Here is a 17,184-nt window from a genome sequence, read left to right as displayed (position 1 = left end):
CGACACCTGAAAAGACGGCGTCTTCTTTGTCAGGGTTCAACCGGACAGGCGGCTTCAGTCTTGTTTTTCCACTGTTCTGCCACCGCATCCCCGATATTCCAGAGCAGCGCAGCAAAGATCAACCCGCAGATGACGCCCAGAATAAGCGAGCCGCGACGCCTGAAACGATAGAGGAATATCGAACCGGAAACCCCATAGACGGCCATAGCAGGCACGGCAAAGAGCAGAACGGACAACGGTCCGTCACAATCGACCGCATCAACGCCGATCGCACGGTATTCGTTTGCAGTTCCCACAATGCCGAGGAATGCCACGGGCAACATCGCAATCAGAATGGCGTAGCCAGACATTTTTGAGAGGTTTGGCAATCTTGTCTCCGGGCCGTTTGGTCCAGGTTATGCGGCCATGGCTGCTTCGTCCAGTTCCGTAAGAGACGCAATCGCGATCAGCGGTTTGCCATGTTAGCCCATTCGCTCTGATGCGTAAGAGTTGGGGGACGCGGGAAATACGACTGTCTTGTTGCCATTGAGAAGCGCGCGCCTGTGAATGTGGGCGTGGATTGCCCGCGCAAGGACCTGACTTTCCACATCGCGACCAAGGCTCACATAGTCGTCCGGGCTCTGTGCGTGGGTTACGCGGATGATGTCCTGTTCGATGATCGGTCCCTCGTCGAGATCGGCGGTCACGTAATGCGAGGTTGCGCCGATGAGTTTCACACCCCTTTCGAAGGCCTGCTTATAGGGATTTGCACCCTTGAAGGATGGCAGGAAGGAGTGGTGAATGTTGATGATGCGCCCGGACATTTTTCGGCACATCTCGTCTGAGAGTACCTGCATGTAGCGTGCTAGCACGATGAGGTCGGCGCCGGTTTCTTCGACAATGCGCAACTGCGCGGCCTCTGCTTCCGGTTTGTTTTCCTTGGTGACCTTTATGCAGTGGAAAGGGATGTCGGCGTTCACGACAACCTTCTGGTAGTCCATGTGGTTGGAGATGACCGCGACGATATCGATTGGCAGCGCGCCGATCTTCCAGCGATACAACAGGTCGTTCAGGCAGTGGCCGAAGCGCGATACCATGATGACGACCTTCATTTTCTCGGTCTCGTCATGAAACCCATGTGTCATCTGAAACATGTCCGCGATCGGTATGAAACCCTCCTTAAGCGCGTCCAGTGAAGCCCCGCTTTCACTTACGAAACTGATGCGCATGAAGAAAAGGTCGCTTTCGATGTCGTCGAACTGCGCGCTGTCGGTGATGTTACAGCCTGATTCAGCCAGAAAGGTTGCAATCGCTGCGACGATGCCGCGCTTGGTCTTGCAGGTCACGGTAAGCGTGTATTTCGTCATTGGTCTTTCCCATGTCAAAACAATAGGGGACGCCCGGACAGGTCGTCCGGCCGGTGAAAATGGTCTGGTCGTGTAGTGGTCTCGCTTTATGTGGTGGCGCTGGAAAGCTCTGCCTGGCGTCGGATCGCGGTCTCGATCACATGCCAGAGCGTTTCTGCGGCTGAGCGCATGCCAAGAATGGCAAGGCGTTCAGGCGCGCGCCGGATGACGAAAACGCTCATATGTTCCATCCCGGTACGCGTGGCGGTCCCTTGCCCGAATGCCGATGGATCGAGGTTGACCAGTTTCTGCATGAGGGCGGCAATTGGCGCTTCACCTGCATCGCTGTAGACTTCGAAGGCGACGAAGCCATCGGTCTGTTCTGTTACGGAACAGGAAGGGCAAAGCTCAATGAGTTCCGCAGCGAAATCCGTTTCAGCCCGATCCACGGCTTCGATCAGCCATTGGCCTTGCCCGGTCCACAAAGCTGAAAACGGTCCGTGCTGAACCCATTTGCCCGGACCCGGCAAGGTGAGATCGAAGGGCGAAGGTTCTTTGCCATTGCGGCGCAGGCTGAGGGAGGCGAGGGCCAGCCCCGAATTTTCCTCAAGCCGCAGCATGCCATGGCGAGCACGCCGGGACGTTTGCGCGCCGAGTGCGGTTGTCGGCTTCAAATCAGGCACGGAGTCTCTCTCCCTCAGGGTCGATGAAATGGGGGGAGACCACGCGCAATTCGACCGACTGTCCCTCTAAAGGGTTGGCCGCGAGGATGATCTCTCCGATACGGTTTGCGCCATCGGCAAGGAAACCAAGACCGATACTGAAACCGAGATTGGGCGAATGGCAGACGGATGTGATCCAGCCCTGATCGGTCTCGGTGTTCTGGCTGGCGCCATGGGCAAACAGATGCGAACCTGACACCACGGGATCCGATGCCGCAACCGGCTGGAGACCGACGAGCACGCGGCTTTCGCCGACAAGCCCTTCGCGGCGGGTCATGACGGTGCCGATTGCATCCTTCTTGGCCGAAACCATCCTGCCCATGCCCAGCATCTGCGCCGTGGTCTGGCCATTCAGCTCGTTTCCGGCAGCATGGCCTTTTTCGATGCGCATGACACCGAGCGCTTCGGTGCCGTAGGCCGTGGCTCCGAGATCTGCGCCGATCTCCATCAGCCGGGACATCAGCGCGTTGCCGTACCGGGCTGGAACCGCGATTTCGTAAGCCAGTTCTCCGGAAAACGAGATCCGGAACAAACGCGCCCGCAAACCGGCACAAACTGTCAGTTCGGCGCAGGCCATGAAGGGGAAGGCCGCGTTGGAAAGATCGAAACCGTCGACGATGCGTTCGACAAGGCTGCGCGCATTCGGACCGGCAACTGCGAGCTGCGCCCAGGCATCCGTGGTGGAGATTAACTGAACGTCCAGTTCCGGCCACAGGCATTGCCGGGCAAATTCCATGTGACGATAGACCGGTCCCGCTTGGGCGGTGGTCGTGGTGACGATGTAATGATCCTCGCGAAGACGTGCGCAGGTGCCGTCATCATAGGCATGGCCATCCTCCCGCAACATCAGGCCGTAGCGGACCATGCCGACCTTGAGGCTCTTCATCGCGTTGCAGTAGAGACGGTCGAGAAACTCGGCAGCATCGGTTCCCTGAACATCCACCTTGCCCAGCGTCGTCACATCGCAGATGCCGACGCCCTTTCGGGTGGCCAGAACCTCGCGGTCCACGGATTGACGCCAATGGGTTTCCCCGGCCTGCGGGAAATATTGCGCACGCATCCATTGCCCGACTTCGACGAAGACGGCGCCCTGCGCTTCGGCCCAGGCATGGCTTGGTGTCAGGCGGCGCGGACGGAAATGTGCTCCGGTGTCGCCGCCACCGAGTACCGCCATCGAAACCGGCGTATAAGGTGGGCGGAAAATCGTCGTGCCCGTATCCGGTATCGATTTGCCCGTCAGTTCGGACATGATTGCCAAAGCGGTGGCATTGGAGGTCTTGCCCTGGTCCGTCGCCATGCCAAGCGTTGTCCAACGCTTGAGATGTTCGATGGGCCGCATGTTTTCCTGATGCGCGAGCTTGATGTCCTTGACCGTAACGTCGTTCTGGAAATCGACCCAGGCCCGACCTTTTCCGGGCACATGCCACAGCGGCTTGATGTTGATTTGTGTATCCTCCGTCTCAGGCAGGGCAGGCCGGGATGCCGCGATCCCAATCTGTTCCAGAGCCGTTATGGCAGCGGACGCACCGGAAATCAGCGCCGCCTGCGTGCTTCCTTTGCCGGTAGCCGCTCCTGCAACGTGCATATGCGCGGGAACGTCGCCGGGCAGAAATGCCTGCAGTCCATCATCCCATAGCGGACGGCCGCGCTGATGCGAGGTGAGGTGGACATTGGGGTTCCATCCTCCGGAGATACCAAGCGCACCGCAGTTGATGGTTTCGTCATAACCGTCCTTGCGGACATCAATGGAAACGAGCCCGAGACGGCCTTTGCTGCCGGTTACTGCTGCCCCCGCAATCAGACGATATTCCGCAAGCGCCCGCGCATCAGGGCGCGGATCGATGACTGCGGCGATCTCGATGCCTTTCGCAAGAAGGTCGACAGCAGTGCGATGGCCGTCATCGTTGTTGGTGAAGATAGCAACCCTGTCTGCCGGACTGACGGCCCAGCGGTTGGCATAGGCGCGCAGCGCGCCGGCAAGTATGATCCCCGGCCGGTCGTTGTTCTCAAATGGAATGTGTCTTTCGGTCGCGCCTGCGGCAAGCACCGTGCGCTTTGCGGTGATGCGCCAGAGGGACTGGCGTACGCCCTTGGGCGCGGCAAGATGGTCGGAAACCCGCTCGACCGCACCGAATACACCGTGGTCGAATGAACCGAAAACCGTAGTACGGCGCATGACACGCAGGTTCGGCAGGCTGGAGAACTCCGCCTCCAGCGCTGCGATCCAGTCAGTTGCGGGGGCATCATCGAGCAGGTGGCTCTCCGCCAGCAGGCGGCCGCCGAGGTGATTGTCCTCGTCCGCCAGAATAACCTTCGCGCCGGCCCGCGCCGCTGTCAGAGCCGCGGCGAGACCGGCCGCTCCAGCGCCGATGACAAGCAGATCGCAGTGAAGGAAACCCTTGTCGTAACTGTCGGGGTCCGGTTTCATCGACAGGCTTCCAAGTCCTGCAGCCTTGCGAATGGCGGGCTCATAGAGCTTTTCCCAGAACGCCTTCGGCCACATGAACGTCTTGTAGTAAAAGCCTGCGGTCAGGAAATCGGCAAACAGGTCATTGATCGCCAGCGCATCGAAAGACAAGGACGGCCAGCGGTTTTGGCTTTTCGCTTCCAGCCCGTCGAACAATTCGATCGTCGTGGCGCGGGTGTTCGGTTCCAGCCGCGAGCCCGTGCGTAATTCAACCAACGCATTCGGCTCTTCGGAGCCGGCAGAAATTACGCCCCGTGGGCGATGATATTTGAAGCTGCGCCCCATCAGGCGGACATCGTTCGCCAGAAGTGCGGAGGCGAGCGTGTCGCCCGGATGCCCCTGATACTTCTTTCCGTCGAAGGTGAAATGCAGCACCTTGCTGCGGTCGATCAAGCCGTCCTTCAGTCTCATGCTGCATCTGCCTTCTGACGGAGCGCTACCGCGTTTGCGAGTTCCGCTCCGAGGATTTCATGGGTGACGGTATTTCGCGTGACCACGAGCCAGCTGCGATCGCCCTGTTCGTGAAACCACAGTTCCCGATGTACGCCGGCGGGATTGTCGCGCAGATAGACGTAGTCGTTGAAGTCTGCCGCAGCGTTTGTCGCCATGCCGTCGGGACGCCGCAACAGGGAGGCATCGCCGAGATAGGTGAATTCCTGAGCGTCGCGCAGCCCGAGCAGTGGGTGAGGGATCAGCATTGTTCAAGCCTCAGTGAAGGTTCGGTTGGGCGCCTGCGCCCTTTTCATCGATGACATAGCCGCGCTCGAACCGGTCGAGGCGATAGGCCTTGGCCGTATCATGCGGGGTATCGGTGGCCAGCAGATGCGCGAATGCATAGCCGCTGGCGGGGGTCGCCTTGAAGCCGCCATAACACCAGCCCGCATTGAGATAGAGGCCCTTCACCGGAGTGTGGTCGATGATCGGCGAGCCATCCATCGACATGTCCATGATGCCGCCCCAGATGCGCAGCAGGCGCGCGCGACCGATCATCGGCATCAGCGCCATGCCGCTTTCGGCAACGTCCTCGATGACGGGCAAGTTGCCGCGCTGGGCATAGGAATTGTAGCCGTCGATATCACCACCGAAGACAAGGCCGCCCTTGTCGGACTGGCTGACGTAGAAATGACCCGCGCCGAAGGTGATGACACCCGGTATGGTCGGCTTCAGCCCTTCCGAAACGAAGGCTTGCAGGACGTGGCTTTCGATCGGTAACCGCATGCCGGCCATGGCCATGACGCGGCCAGTCGATCCCGCCACGGCGACGCCGACCTTTCCGGCGCCGATATAGCCACGGCTGGTCTCCACGCCCTTGATTTCCCCGTCTTCGATGCGAAATCCCTGGACTTCGCAATTCTGGATAAGATCGACCCCGGCAAGATCGGCACCGCGTGCATAACCCCAGGCGACGCCGTCGTGGCGGGCAGTTCCGGCGCGGCGTTGGTAAAGCCCGCCCTTGATCGGGAAGCGTGCATTCTCGAAATTGAGAAACGGGATCATGGCGCGGACTTCGTCGGGTGCCAGCAACTGGGCATCCGCACCGGCCAGCAGCATGGCGTTGCCACGGCGGCGATAGGCGTCGCGCTGGGCATCGGTGTGGAACAGGTTCACGATGCCGCGCTGGCTTACCATCGCATTAAAATTGAACTCCTGTTCAAGCCCTTCCCAAAGTTTCATCGAGAATTCGTAGAACGGCTCGTTTCCGGGCAGCAGGTAATTGGAACGGATGATCGTGGTGTTGCGCCCGATATTTCCCGATCCCAGCCAGCCTTTTTCCAGAACGGCGATCCGGGATTTCGAGAACGTTCTGGCGAGATAATAGGCCGTTGCAAGCCCATGACCGCCACCGCCGACAATGATGAAATCGTAATGAGGCTGGGGGTCGGGGTTTCGCCACAGCGGGCGCCAGCCCTTGTGGCCGGTCAGGGCCTGTTTGAAAACCTGGAGAGCGGAATAGCGCAAATCTGTCATCCTCGAAAACAGGGCGGTTGACGAGTTTATAGCGCGATATCAGTTGAAATTTTTATCCGTAGCGGACGCATTGTTGTCCATTTCGGCCAAGTCGGCTAAGCTTCATCAAGGGATGTTCTGGAGCACGCCATGCACGCCGAAGGGTCGATGTCGATCGGGTTCATACTGATTGAGGGTTATGCCCTGATGTCGCTGGCTGCGGCTGTCGAGCCGTTGCGGGCAGCCAATCACCTTGCGGGTAAAACCCTCTATCATTGCCGGTTCTATTCAGTGAATGGCGGGTTTGGCGCATCCACCTCGGGCGGAGGTTTCGACACCGCGCCCGTCTCGCAGGCCGTGTCCGACAAGCTGGATCTGGTCTTCGTCGTCGCGGGCGGAAATCCCATGCTTTATGAAGATCCGGCACTTGCGCGCAACCTGCGAACACTCAACCAGCGGAGCGTGAAGCTCGGCGGCATTTCCGGCGGGGCGGCGATCCTTGCCAAGTCGGGCCTGATGGCGGGCAGGCGTTTTACCGTTCACTGGACCCACATCGATCCGCTCAGCGAATATGCCAGCGATCTCCTGATCGAGCGAGCGCTCTACGTCATCGATCGCGACCGTTATACCTGCGCTGGCGGCGTTGCCGCGATTGACATGATGGGTGCCTTGATCGCGAAAGACCATGGTTCGGCTTTCGCGCGCGATGTCAGCGAGTGGTTCATCCATCCGCGTTTGAGAACCGCCGACGAACCCCAATTGGGCCGCGCCGGGCAACGCTTCAACGTTCACCACCCGGTACTCGAAGCTGCCATCGAACTTATGACGAGCCATATCGCGGATCCCCTGTCGCCGGAGCAACTGGCGCAATTGTGCGACAGCAGTATCCGCCAGCTCCACCGGCTGTTTTCCAGCCACTTCGACCAGTCCATGATGTCGTTTTACCGCGGGCTGCGCTTGGCAAAGGCGGATGAACTCCTGCAGCAGACTTCGCTTTCGATCGTCGACGTGGCCTTGCTGACGGGTTTCGCAACGGCTGCCCACTTCACCCGCTGCTATACACAAAAGTACAGCATCCCCCCCAGCCGAAAACGTCGTGCCGGAAGGGATTTGGAGCAGGCTCCCGAAGATGCCTGATTTGCGGGTCGGCGCGTCAGGCCCACTCCTCGTTCCACACCTGCACCATGTGGCCCGGTGACACCTCGCGGTACTCGCGGGCGGGCGGAGTGAAGTTCTTGTCGCGGATAGGGCTGCGCAATTCCGCATCCGCGAGCTTGCGCCGCATGCGCCGGCGCGAAGGATCGGGAAGCGGCACGGCTGAGAGCAACCGCTGCGTATAGGGATGCTGCGGGTTGGAGAACACGGCCGCGCGCGGACCGGTCTCGACGATTTCGCCGAGATACATGACCGCGATCCGATGGCTGATGCGTTCCACTACGGCCATGTCGTGGGAGATGAACAGGAAACCGAGTTTCAGCCGTTCCTGCAGGTCCAACATCAGGTTCACCACCTGCGCCTTCACCGAAACGTCCAGCGCAGAAACTGCCTCGTCGGCAATGATGAGGCCGGGTTCCAGCGCCAGTGCCCGGGCGATGCAGATGCGCTGGCGCTGTCCGCCGGAAAACTCGTGCGGATAACGGCTGCCCATCTCGCCGGCAAGGCCGACCTCACCCAGCAGATCGCGAGCAAGCTTGCGGGCATTGCCGGCCGTTTCCAGCCCATGGATCAGAAGCGGTTCGGCGATGGCGTTTTCTACCGTCAGGCGGGGGTTGAGGCTGGCGAAGGGATCCTGAAAGATCATCTGCACCCGGCGGGACAGATCGGAGCGTGCAAAGTCCCCGACATCGTTGCCGTGAATGCGGATCGAGCCGGAATGCGGACGACCGAGCCCGGCGAGCAGGCGGCCGGTCGTGGACTTGCCGCAGCCGGATTCGCCAACCAGCGCCAGCGTTTCGCCGCGTGCCAGCGAAAAGCTGACATTCTCCACCGCGTGAACACGGGCCTGTACCATGCGAGTGTAGGGTGAGCGCATCTCGAAACGCGCCGAGAGGTTCTTGACCTCCAGCAGCGGGGTGCCTGCGGTGTCGACCGTGTCCGGACGAGCCGGTACGGGCAGGGCGCGTCCTGTTTCCATGTCGATGACAGGGAAGGGACGCGGACCGCCTTCGCCAGCCGAACCCAGTTGCGGGACGGCGGAAAGAAGGGCGCGGGTATAGGGCCGCTCCGGCCTGGCGAAGACATCGGGCGTCGCGCCGGTCTCGATCTGGTCGCCGCGATACATCACCAGAGTACGGTCGGCGATTTCGGCCACCACGCCCATATCGTGCGTGATGAACAGGACGGCGGTGCCTTCCTCTTCCTGTAGCGTCTTGATGAGGTCGAGAATCTGCGCCTGAATGGTGACGTCGAGGGCCGTGGTCGGTTCGTCGGCAATGAGCAGGACAGGGCGGCAGGCGAGGGCTATCGCAATCATCACACGCTGGCGCATGCCACCGGAAAACTGGTGCGGATAATCGTCGATGCGCTTGGTTGCCGAGGGGATACGCACCTTCTCCATCAGCTTCAGCGTCTCGGCCCGGGCCTCGGCCTTCGAGATACCGCGATGGGCAATCAGCGATTCCGCGATCTGTTCGCCAACAGTCAGCACCGGATTGAGGCTGGTCATCGGTTCCTGAAAGATCATCGCGATCCGGTTGCCGCGGATTTCACGCATGCGGGCGGGTGAAGCGCCGATCAGCTCCTCGCCGTCGAGCTTAATCGAGCCTTCGATGCGGCTCGTCTTTTCCGGCAGCAACTGCATCACGGAAAGCGCCGTAACACTCTTGCCGGAACCGCTTTCGCCAACGATGGCAAGCGTTTCGCCGGCATGGATATCGAGGTTCAGGTTGCGAACCACCGGGTTGAACGTGCCGTCGCGCAGGAAGGAGACCTTGAGGTTGCGGATGGAGACGACAGGATGAGGCGTGGTTTCGGTCATTGTCACTGTTTCCTGTTTCATGCGGCGCTCTTGCCTCCGCTGCCGGAAAGGACCGCACCTGCCGCCGAGCGTGGATCGAGCCAGTCGCGCAGCAGATCGCAGACGCCGTTGAGCACGAGGATCATCGCAACCAGCGCCAGACAGGGCCACAGAAGCAGCATGGGCTGATGGGCGATCGCGGCACGGCCGGTTCCGATCATCAGACCGAGCGAGGGCGAAGGCGGGACGACGCCGAGGCCGAGGAAGGAGAGGCCGGATTCGAGCACAACCGCAGCCGCAGTAACGAAACTGGCCTGGACCAGAAGCGGCCCCATGATGTTGGGCAGGATGGTTTTCAGCATGATGCGGCCGTTGCTGGCGCCCATGGCCTGCACCGCCTCGACATAATCCTGCGAGCGAACGGTAAGCACGCTGGCATAGGCGATGCGGGTGAAGCCGGGAACGAACACCGCGGCAAGCACCGGGATCAGTGTCATAGGACCCGGCCCATAAAGCGTGACGGCGAGCATGGCGAGGAGCAGCGGCGGAAAACAGAGCACCACGTCCATGGCTCTGAGCGTCAGGATTTCCGAGAAGCCACGCATATAACCGCCGATAATACCGAGTGCGGTGCCGATGATGCCCGAAAGAACGGAGGTCGAGAGGGCGATAAACAGCGAGATGCGGACGCTGAAGAGCAGACGGGAAAGAATGTCGCGGCCCATTTCATCCTGCCCGAGTGGGAAGGCGGCGGATGGGGTGGCGAACCGCTGGCCCATGTTCATCTTTAAGGGATCGGACAGGGGCAGGATTGGAGCAAGCAGGCATATCAGTGCGATGAGCGCGAGCAGCAGTGGCCAGATGAGACGAAGCGAGCGCGTCATTTGCGAATCCTCGGATCGGTGACGCCGTAGATAATATCGACGATCAGATTGAGCGTGATGAACAGGGCCGAAATGACCAGAATGACGGCGGTGACGGTGGGATAGTCGCGTGAATTGACGGCGCTGACCAGCATGCCGGAGAGACCCGGCCAGTTGAAGACGTATTCCACCAGCACCGTGCCGCCGAACAGGCCGCCAAGATTGAGTGCAAAGACCGTGATGACCGGCATCAAGGCGTTGCGCAGCACGTGGCGGGTAATAATGCGCCGCTGCGGCAGACCCTTGGCGCGGGCGGTGCGAACATAATCCAGCGGCAGGACATCAAGCACCGAGGCACGCGCGATGCGGATGACGATTGCCGCAAGGCCAAGCGCGATGGCGAAGGCGGGCATTGCCAGCAGGACCAGATGTTTGCCGGGATCGTCCGCAAGATTGACGTATCCACCCGCCGGCGCCAGCTTCCAGATCTGGGCAAAGACCAGAATGATCAATGTGCCGGCGACGAAAACGGGAATGCCCTGCGCGAAACCGGCAAGAAAATTGGAGACGCGATCAAAGCTGCCGCCCTGACGCAACGCGGCGGCAACGCCGACCGGAATGCCGATGAGCAGGCTGAGGATCGCAGCCGCCGCGATCAGTTCCAGGGTGCGCGGCAGGCGCTTGGCGATTTCGGGGGCGACTGGCGAGCCGTCGATCATCGAGTTACCGAGGTCGAAGCGCATGAGGCCGGACATCCGCTCGACATATTGCGTGAGGATCGGTCGATCAAGGCCGAGATCGCCACGTAGTTGCGCGATCGAAGCCGGGTCGGGCGTCGAGCCTTCGCCTGAAAGCAGCAGTTCAGCCGGATCGCCTGGCACCATATAGATGGAAAGAAAGACGAGGCTGGTAACGACCCAGAGCAGCGCCAGGGAAATGGCAATTCGCTGCAGGAACCAGAACATGAAGACAGCCCTCCGGCAGCCGGCCATGCGATGTCGACCTGAAAGCATTTGCCTTTCAGGCTTCTTCCGCATGGAAGATGAGAAACGGACGCCCGGACGGTCGAGTGGAGCCGCCCGGGCGAATTCCAGATGTTACGACAGCGAAAGCTCGTCGAAAAGGCGTCCGGAGAACGGAGAAATCTGGTCCGGAAGCATATGGAAGTTGTTGACGCGCTTCAGGCGAGCAAAGCCGGTTGCGCGGTAGGAAAGACCGCAGAAAGGCGTGTACTCGATGACGAGCTTGTCGACCTCGGCATAGATCGCCTTGCGCTTTTCGAGGTCGAATTCTGCACGGCCCTTGGCGAGCAGATCGGTCAGGCCCGGGACCTCGAAATTGCGCGAGCGGAAGAAGGTCGGCGATAGCGTCGGGTCGATGAGGGCGCTTGTCGCATCCGGATCGAAAGTGTCGAGGCCAAGGCCCTGAATTGCGAAATCGCCCTGGCCGCGGTTACCCATGGTCACGCGGGTGGACCAGTCGGGCATGGTCAATGTGACATTGATGCCGACTTCGGCCAGGTGGCCCTGAACGATGACAGCGGTATCGCGGTGCATGCCGTATTGCGCGGTCGAGAGCAGGTTGACGGTCACGCCTTCCGCTCCGGCTTCCTTGATCAGCGCCTTGGCGCGGTCGGGATCATAGGTCTGTCCCTTGGCGAGTTCAGCGTTGTAGAACGGGGTTGCGGCCGAGCGCGGAACGCCTTCGAGCACCGCGCCACGGCCGAAGAACACGCCGTTGACGATTTCCTCGCGGCGGATGGCGAGGGAAACGGCGCGCCGCAGGCGGTGGTCCTTGAATGCGCCTGCACCGTTGAACGACAGGAACATGAAGGCGCCCGTGGCAGCCGTCTCAAGCGCAACACTGGCGTCCTTGTCGAGCTGGTCCATCGCGCTCCACGGAACGTAGTCGATCACGTCCACATCGCCGGCGGTGATTGCGGCAACGCGCAGGTTTTCGTCGGCATAAGCGGTGACGTGAACCTTCTTGAACTTCGGCATGCCGTTCTTGAAGTAATGCGGGGAGGCTTCGAAATCGAGCCCGACGCCCTTCTCGGCGCTGGCCAGCGTGAAGGGGCCTGCGCCGACGCCATGGTCCTGCTTGTCGGTGGAACCCTTGGCGATGATCTGCAGGAACGGGTTGGCAAAGAGCGCCGGCAGCGCTGCGTTCGGTGATTTTGTCAGGAGTTTGAAGGTGCGGTCATCGACGATTTCGACCTTCTCGATTTCGAGCATTGCATCGCGGGTATAGGCGCCGGAGCCTTCGGCCTTGATCTTCTCGATATTCCATTCGATGTCGGCCGAGGTGACGGGCTGGCCGTCGGAGAATTTGGCATCCTTGAGCTTGATCACCCAGGCGCGATCGCCCTCACGGTCGAAGCTTTCAGCCAGTTCGCCCACCAGCTTGCCTTCCGGCGTGTAAGCCATGAGGAAACGGTTGATCAGCGATGAAACGAGCTGGCCGGCATAGCCGACATTCACCCATGGCTTCAGATGAGCGGGATAGGTGGATAGGCCGATGCGCAGTGTGTCGGAAGACGCCTGCGCGAAGGAACCGGATGCTCCGACGGCGAAGGCGGCGCCGGAAGCGACGGTCAGTTTCAGAAGGGTACGGCGATCGAGTATCATGGTTAGTTCCCCATTATGTGTTGATACATGCTTGCCAGCCGGCGTGGACGAATTCTGCGTGCCACCTTGTTCTTGACCGCTGCCGGTCTCGGTTTCGGTGAGCACGGATTGGCCCCGTCGATATCGAAAACAATAAAGAGAGCTTTTTCCGGGTGTCAAGAGAAATTCCATTAATTAATCCACTGAAATCATCTTGTGTCATATAGTGGAATAAATTGGCGTATTTTGCTGTTAAATGCACATTGTTCGTTTTTAATCCATTTATAGGAATACATGAATTATTATGGTCGTAATAATGGAATTGTGATTGACAAGCGAATGAAGCCGATCATAGGGTTTGAGCAACAGGCCGGGATTGCCCGGCAGCCGTTTCTCCGGGGCCGGAAGCATAGCTTTCGCGGTAGGCGGCGCATGCAATCAAGGCAGTGTCGCACGACCTCCAGATGAGGCGTTGCCCGATGACATCCAGAAGAAGGAGCGAGCCATGGCATGGCGGATTGGCGTGGATTCCGGTGGTACTTTTACCGACGTTTGTCTGTTCGAGGATGAAACAGGCGAGGTAGTGATCTGGAAGGTCTCATCGACCCCGGACGATCCTTCGCGCGGGATTACGCAGGGCGTGGCCGATGGCATTGAGCGCGTTGGCATCGAGGCGCAAGATGTTGCCTATGTCGGTCACGGTACGACGGTTGCCACCAATGCGCTCATTCAGGGCCGTGGCGCCAAGACCGGTCTTCTGACAACCGGTGGTTTCCGCGATCTCCTGGAAATCGGCCGCCAGAAGCGCCCGGACCTTTATGACCTTCAGGCGGACAAGCCTGAACTTCTGGTAGAGCGCCACCTGCGCTTCGGTGTTGGTGAGCGCGTGCTGGCCAATGGTACGGTTGAAACGCCGCTGGACGAGGCCGCATTGCGTGAAGCCGTTCGGGCGCTGAAGGCCGATGGTGTAAAGGCGGTCGCGGTCAATTTCCTGTATTCCTTCATGCATGCCGAGCACGAGAAGATTGCCGCCCGCATTCTGGAAGAAGAGTTTCCGGAAGCCTTCCATTCGCTTTCCCATCGTATCGCACCGGAATTCCGTGAGTTCGAGCGTCTGTCGACCACGGTCGTCAATGCCTATCTCGGTCCCGTCATGCAAGGCTATGTGAAGGCGCTGTCCGGCAAGCTCACCGATCTCGGCATTACGGTTGCGCCGCAGCTCACCCAGTCGAATGGCGGGGTTATCGGCTTTGACGCCGCTGCCGAAATGCCGGTGCGCACGGTTCTGTCCGGCCCCTCGACCGGCGTTGTCGCGGCACAGGCGGTCGGTCGTATGACCGGCATCGACAACCTCATCACCTTTGACATGGGCGGCACCAGCTCCGACGTGGCACTTCTTGCCGATGGTCAGTGCCGTGTGGTCAACGAGTCGGTGGTCCATGGTTATCCGATCAAGGCTCCGATGCTCGATATCCATACGGTCGGTGCCGGTGGCGGCTCGATCGCCTATATCGACTCGGGCAATCACCTGAAGGTCGGACCGCGTTCGGCAGGCGCCAATCCCGGTCCCTCCTGCTACGGACTTGGCAATGACGAGCCGACGGTCACTGACGCCAATGTCGTGCTTCAGACACAGAACCCGGAATATCTGCTCAACGGCCGCATGAAGATCGACCGTTCGTTGTCGGTGAAGGCCGTCGAGAGGCTCGCCGAAAAGCTCGGCATGGGCGTTCTGGAAACCGCGAACGGCATTCTCGACATCGTGACCGCCAATATGGCCAAGGCCATTCGCGTGATCTCCGTCCAGCGTGGCCATGATCCGCGTGATTATGCGCTTGTCGCCTTCGGCGGCGCCGGTCCGGTGCACGCCGTGCGTCTGGCTCGCGAACTGGGCATGAAACGTATTGTCGTGCCGAAAACGCCGGGCGTGCTCTGCGCTCTTGGCCTTCTGATGACCGATCTGCGCACGGACTTCTCGGCGACCGTCTTGCATCGCCTCGACCAGGTGGCGTCGGCAACGATCTCCACGCTGTATGATGGTCTTGCTGCTCAGGCCGATGCCTGGTTCGAGCGCGAAAAGATCGCACCTGCTGCCCGCGTCGTTACCCGCACGGTCGATTGCCGTTATGCCGGCCAGAACTACGAGATTGCAGTTGCCCTGCCGGAAGGCCCGATCACGGCGGAAACCTTCCGCCTCGTCAAGGAGCGCTTCGAGCAGGCCCATCGCCAGCTTTATGGCTTTATTGCCGAGGGTGAGCCGGTGCAGCTCGTTACCTATCGTCTGGTTGCAAGCGGTCTTGTCGAGAAGGCAGCGTTCAAGGCCCGTGAGATCGAGGGCGAAGATGCCTCCGCTGCGATCTCCGGCAAGCGTGACGTGTGGATGGCCGAAGCCGGCGGCTTCACCGCCGCAACGCTCTATAATCGCGATCTGCTGAAGCCCGGCAACGTTCTCGCCGGTCCGGCCATTATCGACCAGATGGACTCGACCACGGTTCTGCCGCCCGGTTATGTCGCCACGGTCGACGCCTATCTCAACCTCATCGTGGAGGAAAAGTGATGACGAACGCAGCCATCGCACAGAATACCGCCGCAGCGCTCAATCCGATCACCGTCGAAGTCATCGGCAGCGCGTTTGCCTCCACGGTGGAGGAAATGGGGGAAGCGCTCGTTCGCGCCAGCTACTCCACCAACATCAAGGAACGCCGCGATTGCTCGACGGCACTGTTCGACGCCAAGGGGTCGATGCTCTGCCAGGCCGAGCATATCCCGATGCATCTCGGCTCGTTCATCGGCTTCATTCCCTATATTCTGGAGCATGTGGGCGCCGACAGCCTTGCTCCCGGCGACGTGTTCATCGGCAACGACGCCTATGAGGGCGGCGGCACCCATCTGCCTGACATCGTTCTGGCCGAGCCGATTTTCCACGACGGCAAACTGATCGCCTGGGCGATCAACACCGCCCACCATTCGGACTTCGCGGATCGCGGCCATGCCCATATCTATCAGGAAGGCCTGCGCATTCCTCCCGTTCGCCTTTATCGCAAGGGCATCCTTCAGGAGGATATCCAGAAACTGTTTCTCCTGAACTGCCAGGTGCCGCATGAACGCATGTCGGACCTGCGCGCCCAGATGGCCGCGAACCGTCTTGGCGTGACGCGCCTCAAGGAACTCTGCGACAAATATTCCACCGAAACGGTTCTCGCCGCAGGCCGCGAACTCATGGACTATGCCGAACGCAAGATGCGCGCCGGCATCGCTTCCATTCCGGATGGCACTTACAGCTTTTCGGACCTGTTCGATGCGGAATCGCTACGGGAACAACTGGAATTTTCGGTGACGATCACCGTCAAGGGTGACGAGATGCATCTCGACTTCGTCAGCCCGCCGCAGGTTCGCGCCGGTCTGAACGTGGTCTATACCGCGCTTCTCTCCACCGTCTATTATGCGGTGAAGACCGTTGTTGATCCAACCGTCCTGCCGAATGCCGGTCTGGCCCGGCCGATCCATGTGACGGCGAAAAAGGGCACGTTGCTCAACTGCGCGCACCCGGCCGCGGTCGATGGCCGCATTGCCGCCTGCCAGCGTGTGGTCGATCTCATCCATGGCGCACTTGCGCAGGTGGTTCCGCATCGGGTTACCGCTGCCTGCAACGGCTCGGTTGCGGTTGCAAGCTTCTCCGGTACACGCGCGGATGGCAGCCTCTGGGTCTATCTCGAGACCATCGGTGGTGGCTTTGGCGCACGACACAACAAGGATGGTCTGGACGGTGTGCATGTCCACATGACCAACACGTCCAACCTGCCGCTGGAATCGCTCGAAACCGAATATCCGCTGACGCTGGTCGCCTATGAGCTGGTTGACGGCTCCGGTGGCGGCGGACAGTTCCGGGGTGGCATGGGCCTGCGCCGCGTGTATCGCGCCGAAGCGGATTGCCGCGTTTCCATCGGTGGCTCCCGTTTCGTCTCGCGCCCCTGGGGTCTTGATGGCGGTCTTGCCGGCGGCCTTGGCTCCTTTACCATTCTCGGTGCGCCCGAGCGGCTGGTGAACGGTGCCGGTGACATCTTCAAGGGTGACGTTCTCGAGATCATTACCCCCGGCGCGGGCGGCTATGGCCAGCCATCCAGCCGCGATCCGGCATCCGTTGCCACCGACATCCGCGACGGGCGCATTTCGTCCGAAGCCGCCAAGTCCGTTTACGGGTTCTGATTTCCCAAGCTGGCCCGGTTTCCCTCCAAAGGGAACCGGGTCTTTTTTGGAGAGCCCCTGGCGTCCCGAATTTTTTAATCCGCTTGACTACC

At 60.4% G+C, this 17,184-nt stretch carries 13 protein-coding genes; 3 read left to right on the top strand and 10 right to left on the bottom strand.

The genetic code is table 11. The annotated features are described in order from the left end of the window. Positions 1 to 29 precede the first annotated feature (29 nt). The 6 genes from RBH10_RS02035 to RBH10_RS02010 all read right to left on the bottom strand — a co-directional run bounded on the left by RBH10_RS02035 (position 30) and on the right by RBH10_RS02010 (position 6,473). Positions 30 to 323, bottom strand: coding sequence for a hypothetical protein (locus RBH10_RS02035; protein ID WP_281038644.1), 294 nt, complete (start codon positions 321 to 323; stop codon positions 30 to 32). 138 nt (positions 324 to 461) lie between these two features. Next, complete coding sequence (purU, locus tag RBH10_RS02030) at positions 462 to 1,346, bottom strand: formyltetrahydrofolate deformylase (protein WP_281038516.1); 885 nt, start codon at positions 1,344 to 1,346, stop codon at positions 462 to 464. Positions 1,347 to 1,432: 86 nt separating this feature from the next. Then, positions 1,433 to 2,008, bottom strand: a complete 576-nt coding sequence (locus tag RBH10_RS02025; RefSeq protein ID WP_281038517.1) for a sarcosine oxidase subunit gamma — start codon at positions 2,006 to 2,008, stop codon at positions 1,433 to 1,435. Beyond that, positions 2,001 to 4,925, bottom strand: a complete 2,925-nt coding sequence (locus RBH10_RS02020) for a sarcosine oxidase subunit alpha family protein (RefSeq protein WP_281038518.1) — start codon at positions 4,923 to 4,925, stop codon at positions 2,001 to 2,003. The genes RBH10_RS02025 and RBH10_RS02020 overlap by 8 nt, the downstream gene beginning before the upstream one ends. Then, positions 4,922 to 5,212, bottom strand: coding sequence for a sarcosine oxidase subunit delta (locus tag RBH10_RS02015; protein ID WP_281038519.1), 291 nt, complete (start codon positions 5,210 to 5,212; stop codon positions 4,922 to 4,924). Before RBH10_RS02015 ends, RBH10_RS02020 begins: the two co-directional genes overlap by 4 nt. A 10-nt stretch (positions 5,213 to 5,222) precedes the next feature. After that, a complete protein-coding gene (locus RBH10_RS02010; protein ID WP_045019539.1) occupies positions 5,223 to 6,473 on the bottom strand; it encodes a sarcosine oxidase subunit beta family protein in 1,251 nt (416 codons plus the stop codon). A 138-nt stretch (positions 6,474 to 6,611) separates the two neighbouring features. Between RBH10_RS02010 and RBH10_RS02005 the strand changes: the two genes are divergently transcribed. Beyond that, the gene (locus tag RBH10_RS02005; protein ID WP_281038520.1) at positions 6,612 to 7,598 is read left to right on the top strand and encodes a GlxA family transcriptional regulator; all 987 of its coding nucleotides are present in this window, start codon (positions 6,612 to 6,614) and stop codon (positions 7,596 to 7,598) included. Positions 7,599 to 7,614: 16 nt separating this feature from the next. Here the strand turns inward: RBH10_RS02005 and RBH10_RS02000 are convergent, their stop codons facing one another. From RBH10_RS02000 to RBH10_RS01985, 4 genes are all read right to left on the bottom strand, one after another. Continuing rightward, positions 7,615 to 9,438 (bottom strand): ABC transporter ATP-binding protein, encoded by a 1,824-nt coding sequence (locus RBH10_RS02000; protein WP_281038645.1) that lies wholly within the window; start codon positions 9,436 to 9,438, stop codon positions 7,615 to 7,617. Between the two features lie 17 nt (positions 9,439 to 9,455). Next, entirely contained in the window at positions 9,456 to 10,301 is an 846-nt protein-coding gene (locus RBH10_RS01995; RefSeq protein WP_281038521.1) for an ABC transporter permease, read from the bottom strand. Continuing rightward, positions 10,298 to 11,245 (bottom strand): ABC transporter permease, encoded by a 948-nt coding sequence (locus RBH10_RS01990; RefSeq protein ID WP_281038522.1) that lies wholly within the window; start codon positions 11,243 to 11,245, stop codon positions 10,298 to 10,300. The genes RBH10_RS01995 and RBH10_RS01990 overlap by 4 nt, the downstream gene beginning before the upstream one ends. A gap of 132 nt (positions 11,246 to 11,377) precedes the next feature. Beyond that, entirely contained in the window at positions 11,378 to 12,907 is a 1,530-nt protein-coding gene (locus RBH10_RS01985) for an ABC transporter substrate-binding protein (RefSeq protein WP_281038523.1), read from the bottom strand. Between the two features lie 484 nt (positions 12,908 to 13,391). Here RBH10_RS01985 and RBH10_RS01980 point away from each other — a divergent pair, with 484 nt between their 5' ends. Both RBH10_RS01980 and RBH10_RS01975 read left to right on the top strand, forming a co-directional pair. Next, a complete protein-coding gene (locus RBH10_RS01980) occupies positions 13,392 to 15,443 on the top strand; it encodes a hydantoinase/oxoprolinase family protein (protein WP_281038524.1) in 2,052 nt (683 codons plus the stop codon). After that, complete coding sequence (locus RBH10_RS01975; protein ID WP_281038525.1) at positions 15,443 to 17,092, top strand: hydantoinase B/oxoprolinase family protein; 1,650 nt, start codon at positions 15,443 to 15,445, stop codon at positions 17,090 to 17,092. Before RBH10_RS01980 ends, RBH10_RS01975 begins: the two co-directional genes overlap by 1 nt. The last annotated feature ends 92 nt before the right edge of the window (positions 17,093 to 17,184 follow it).

Origin of the sequence: Rhizobium sp. AN73 (assembly GCF_030757975.1) — a bacterium.
GTDB classification, from domain to species: Bacteria; Pseudomonadota; Alphaproteobacteria; order Rhizobiales; family Rhizobiaceae; genus Agrobacterium; species Agrobacterium arsenijevicii.
Note: the sequence above shows the minus strand (reverse complement) of the source record. Positions and strands in the feature narration are given on the sequence as shown.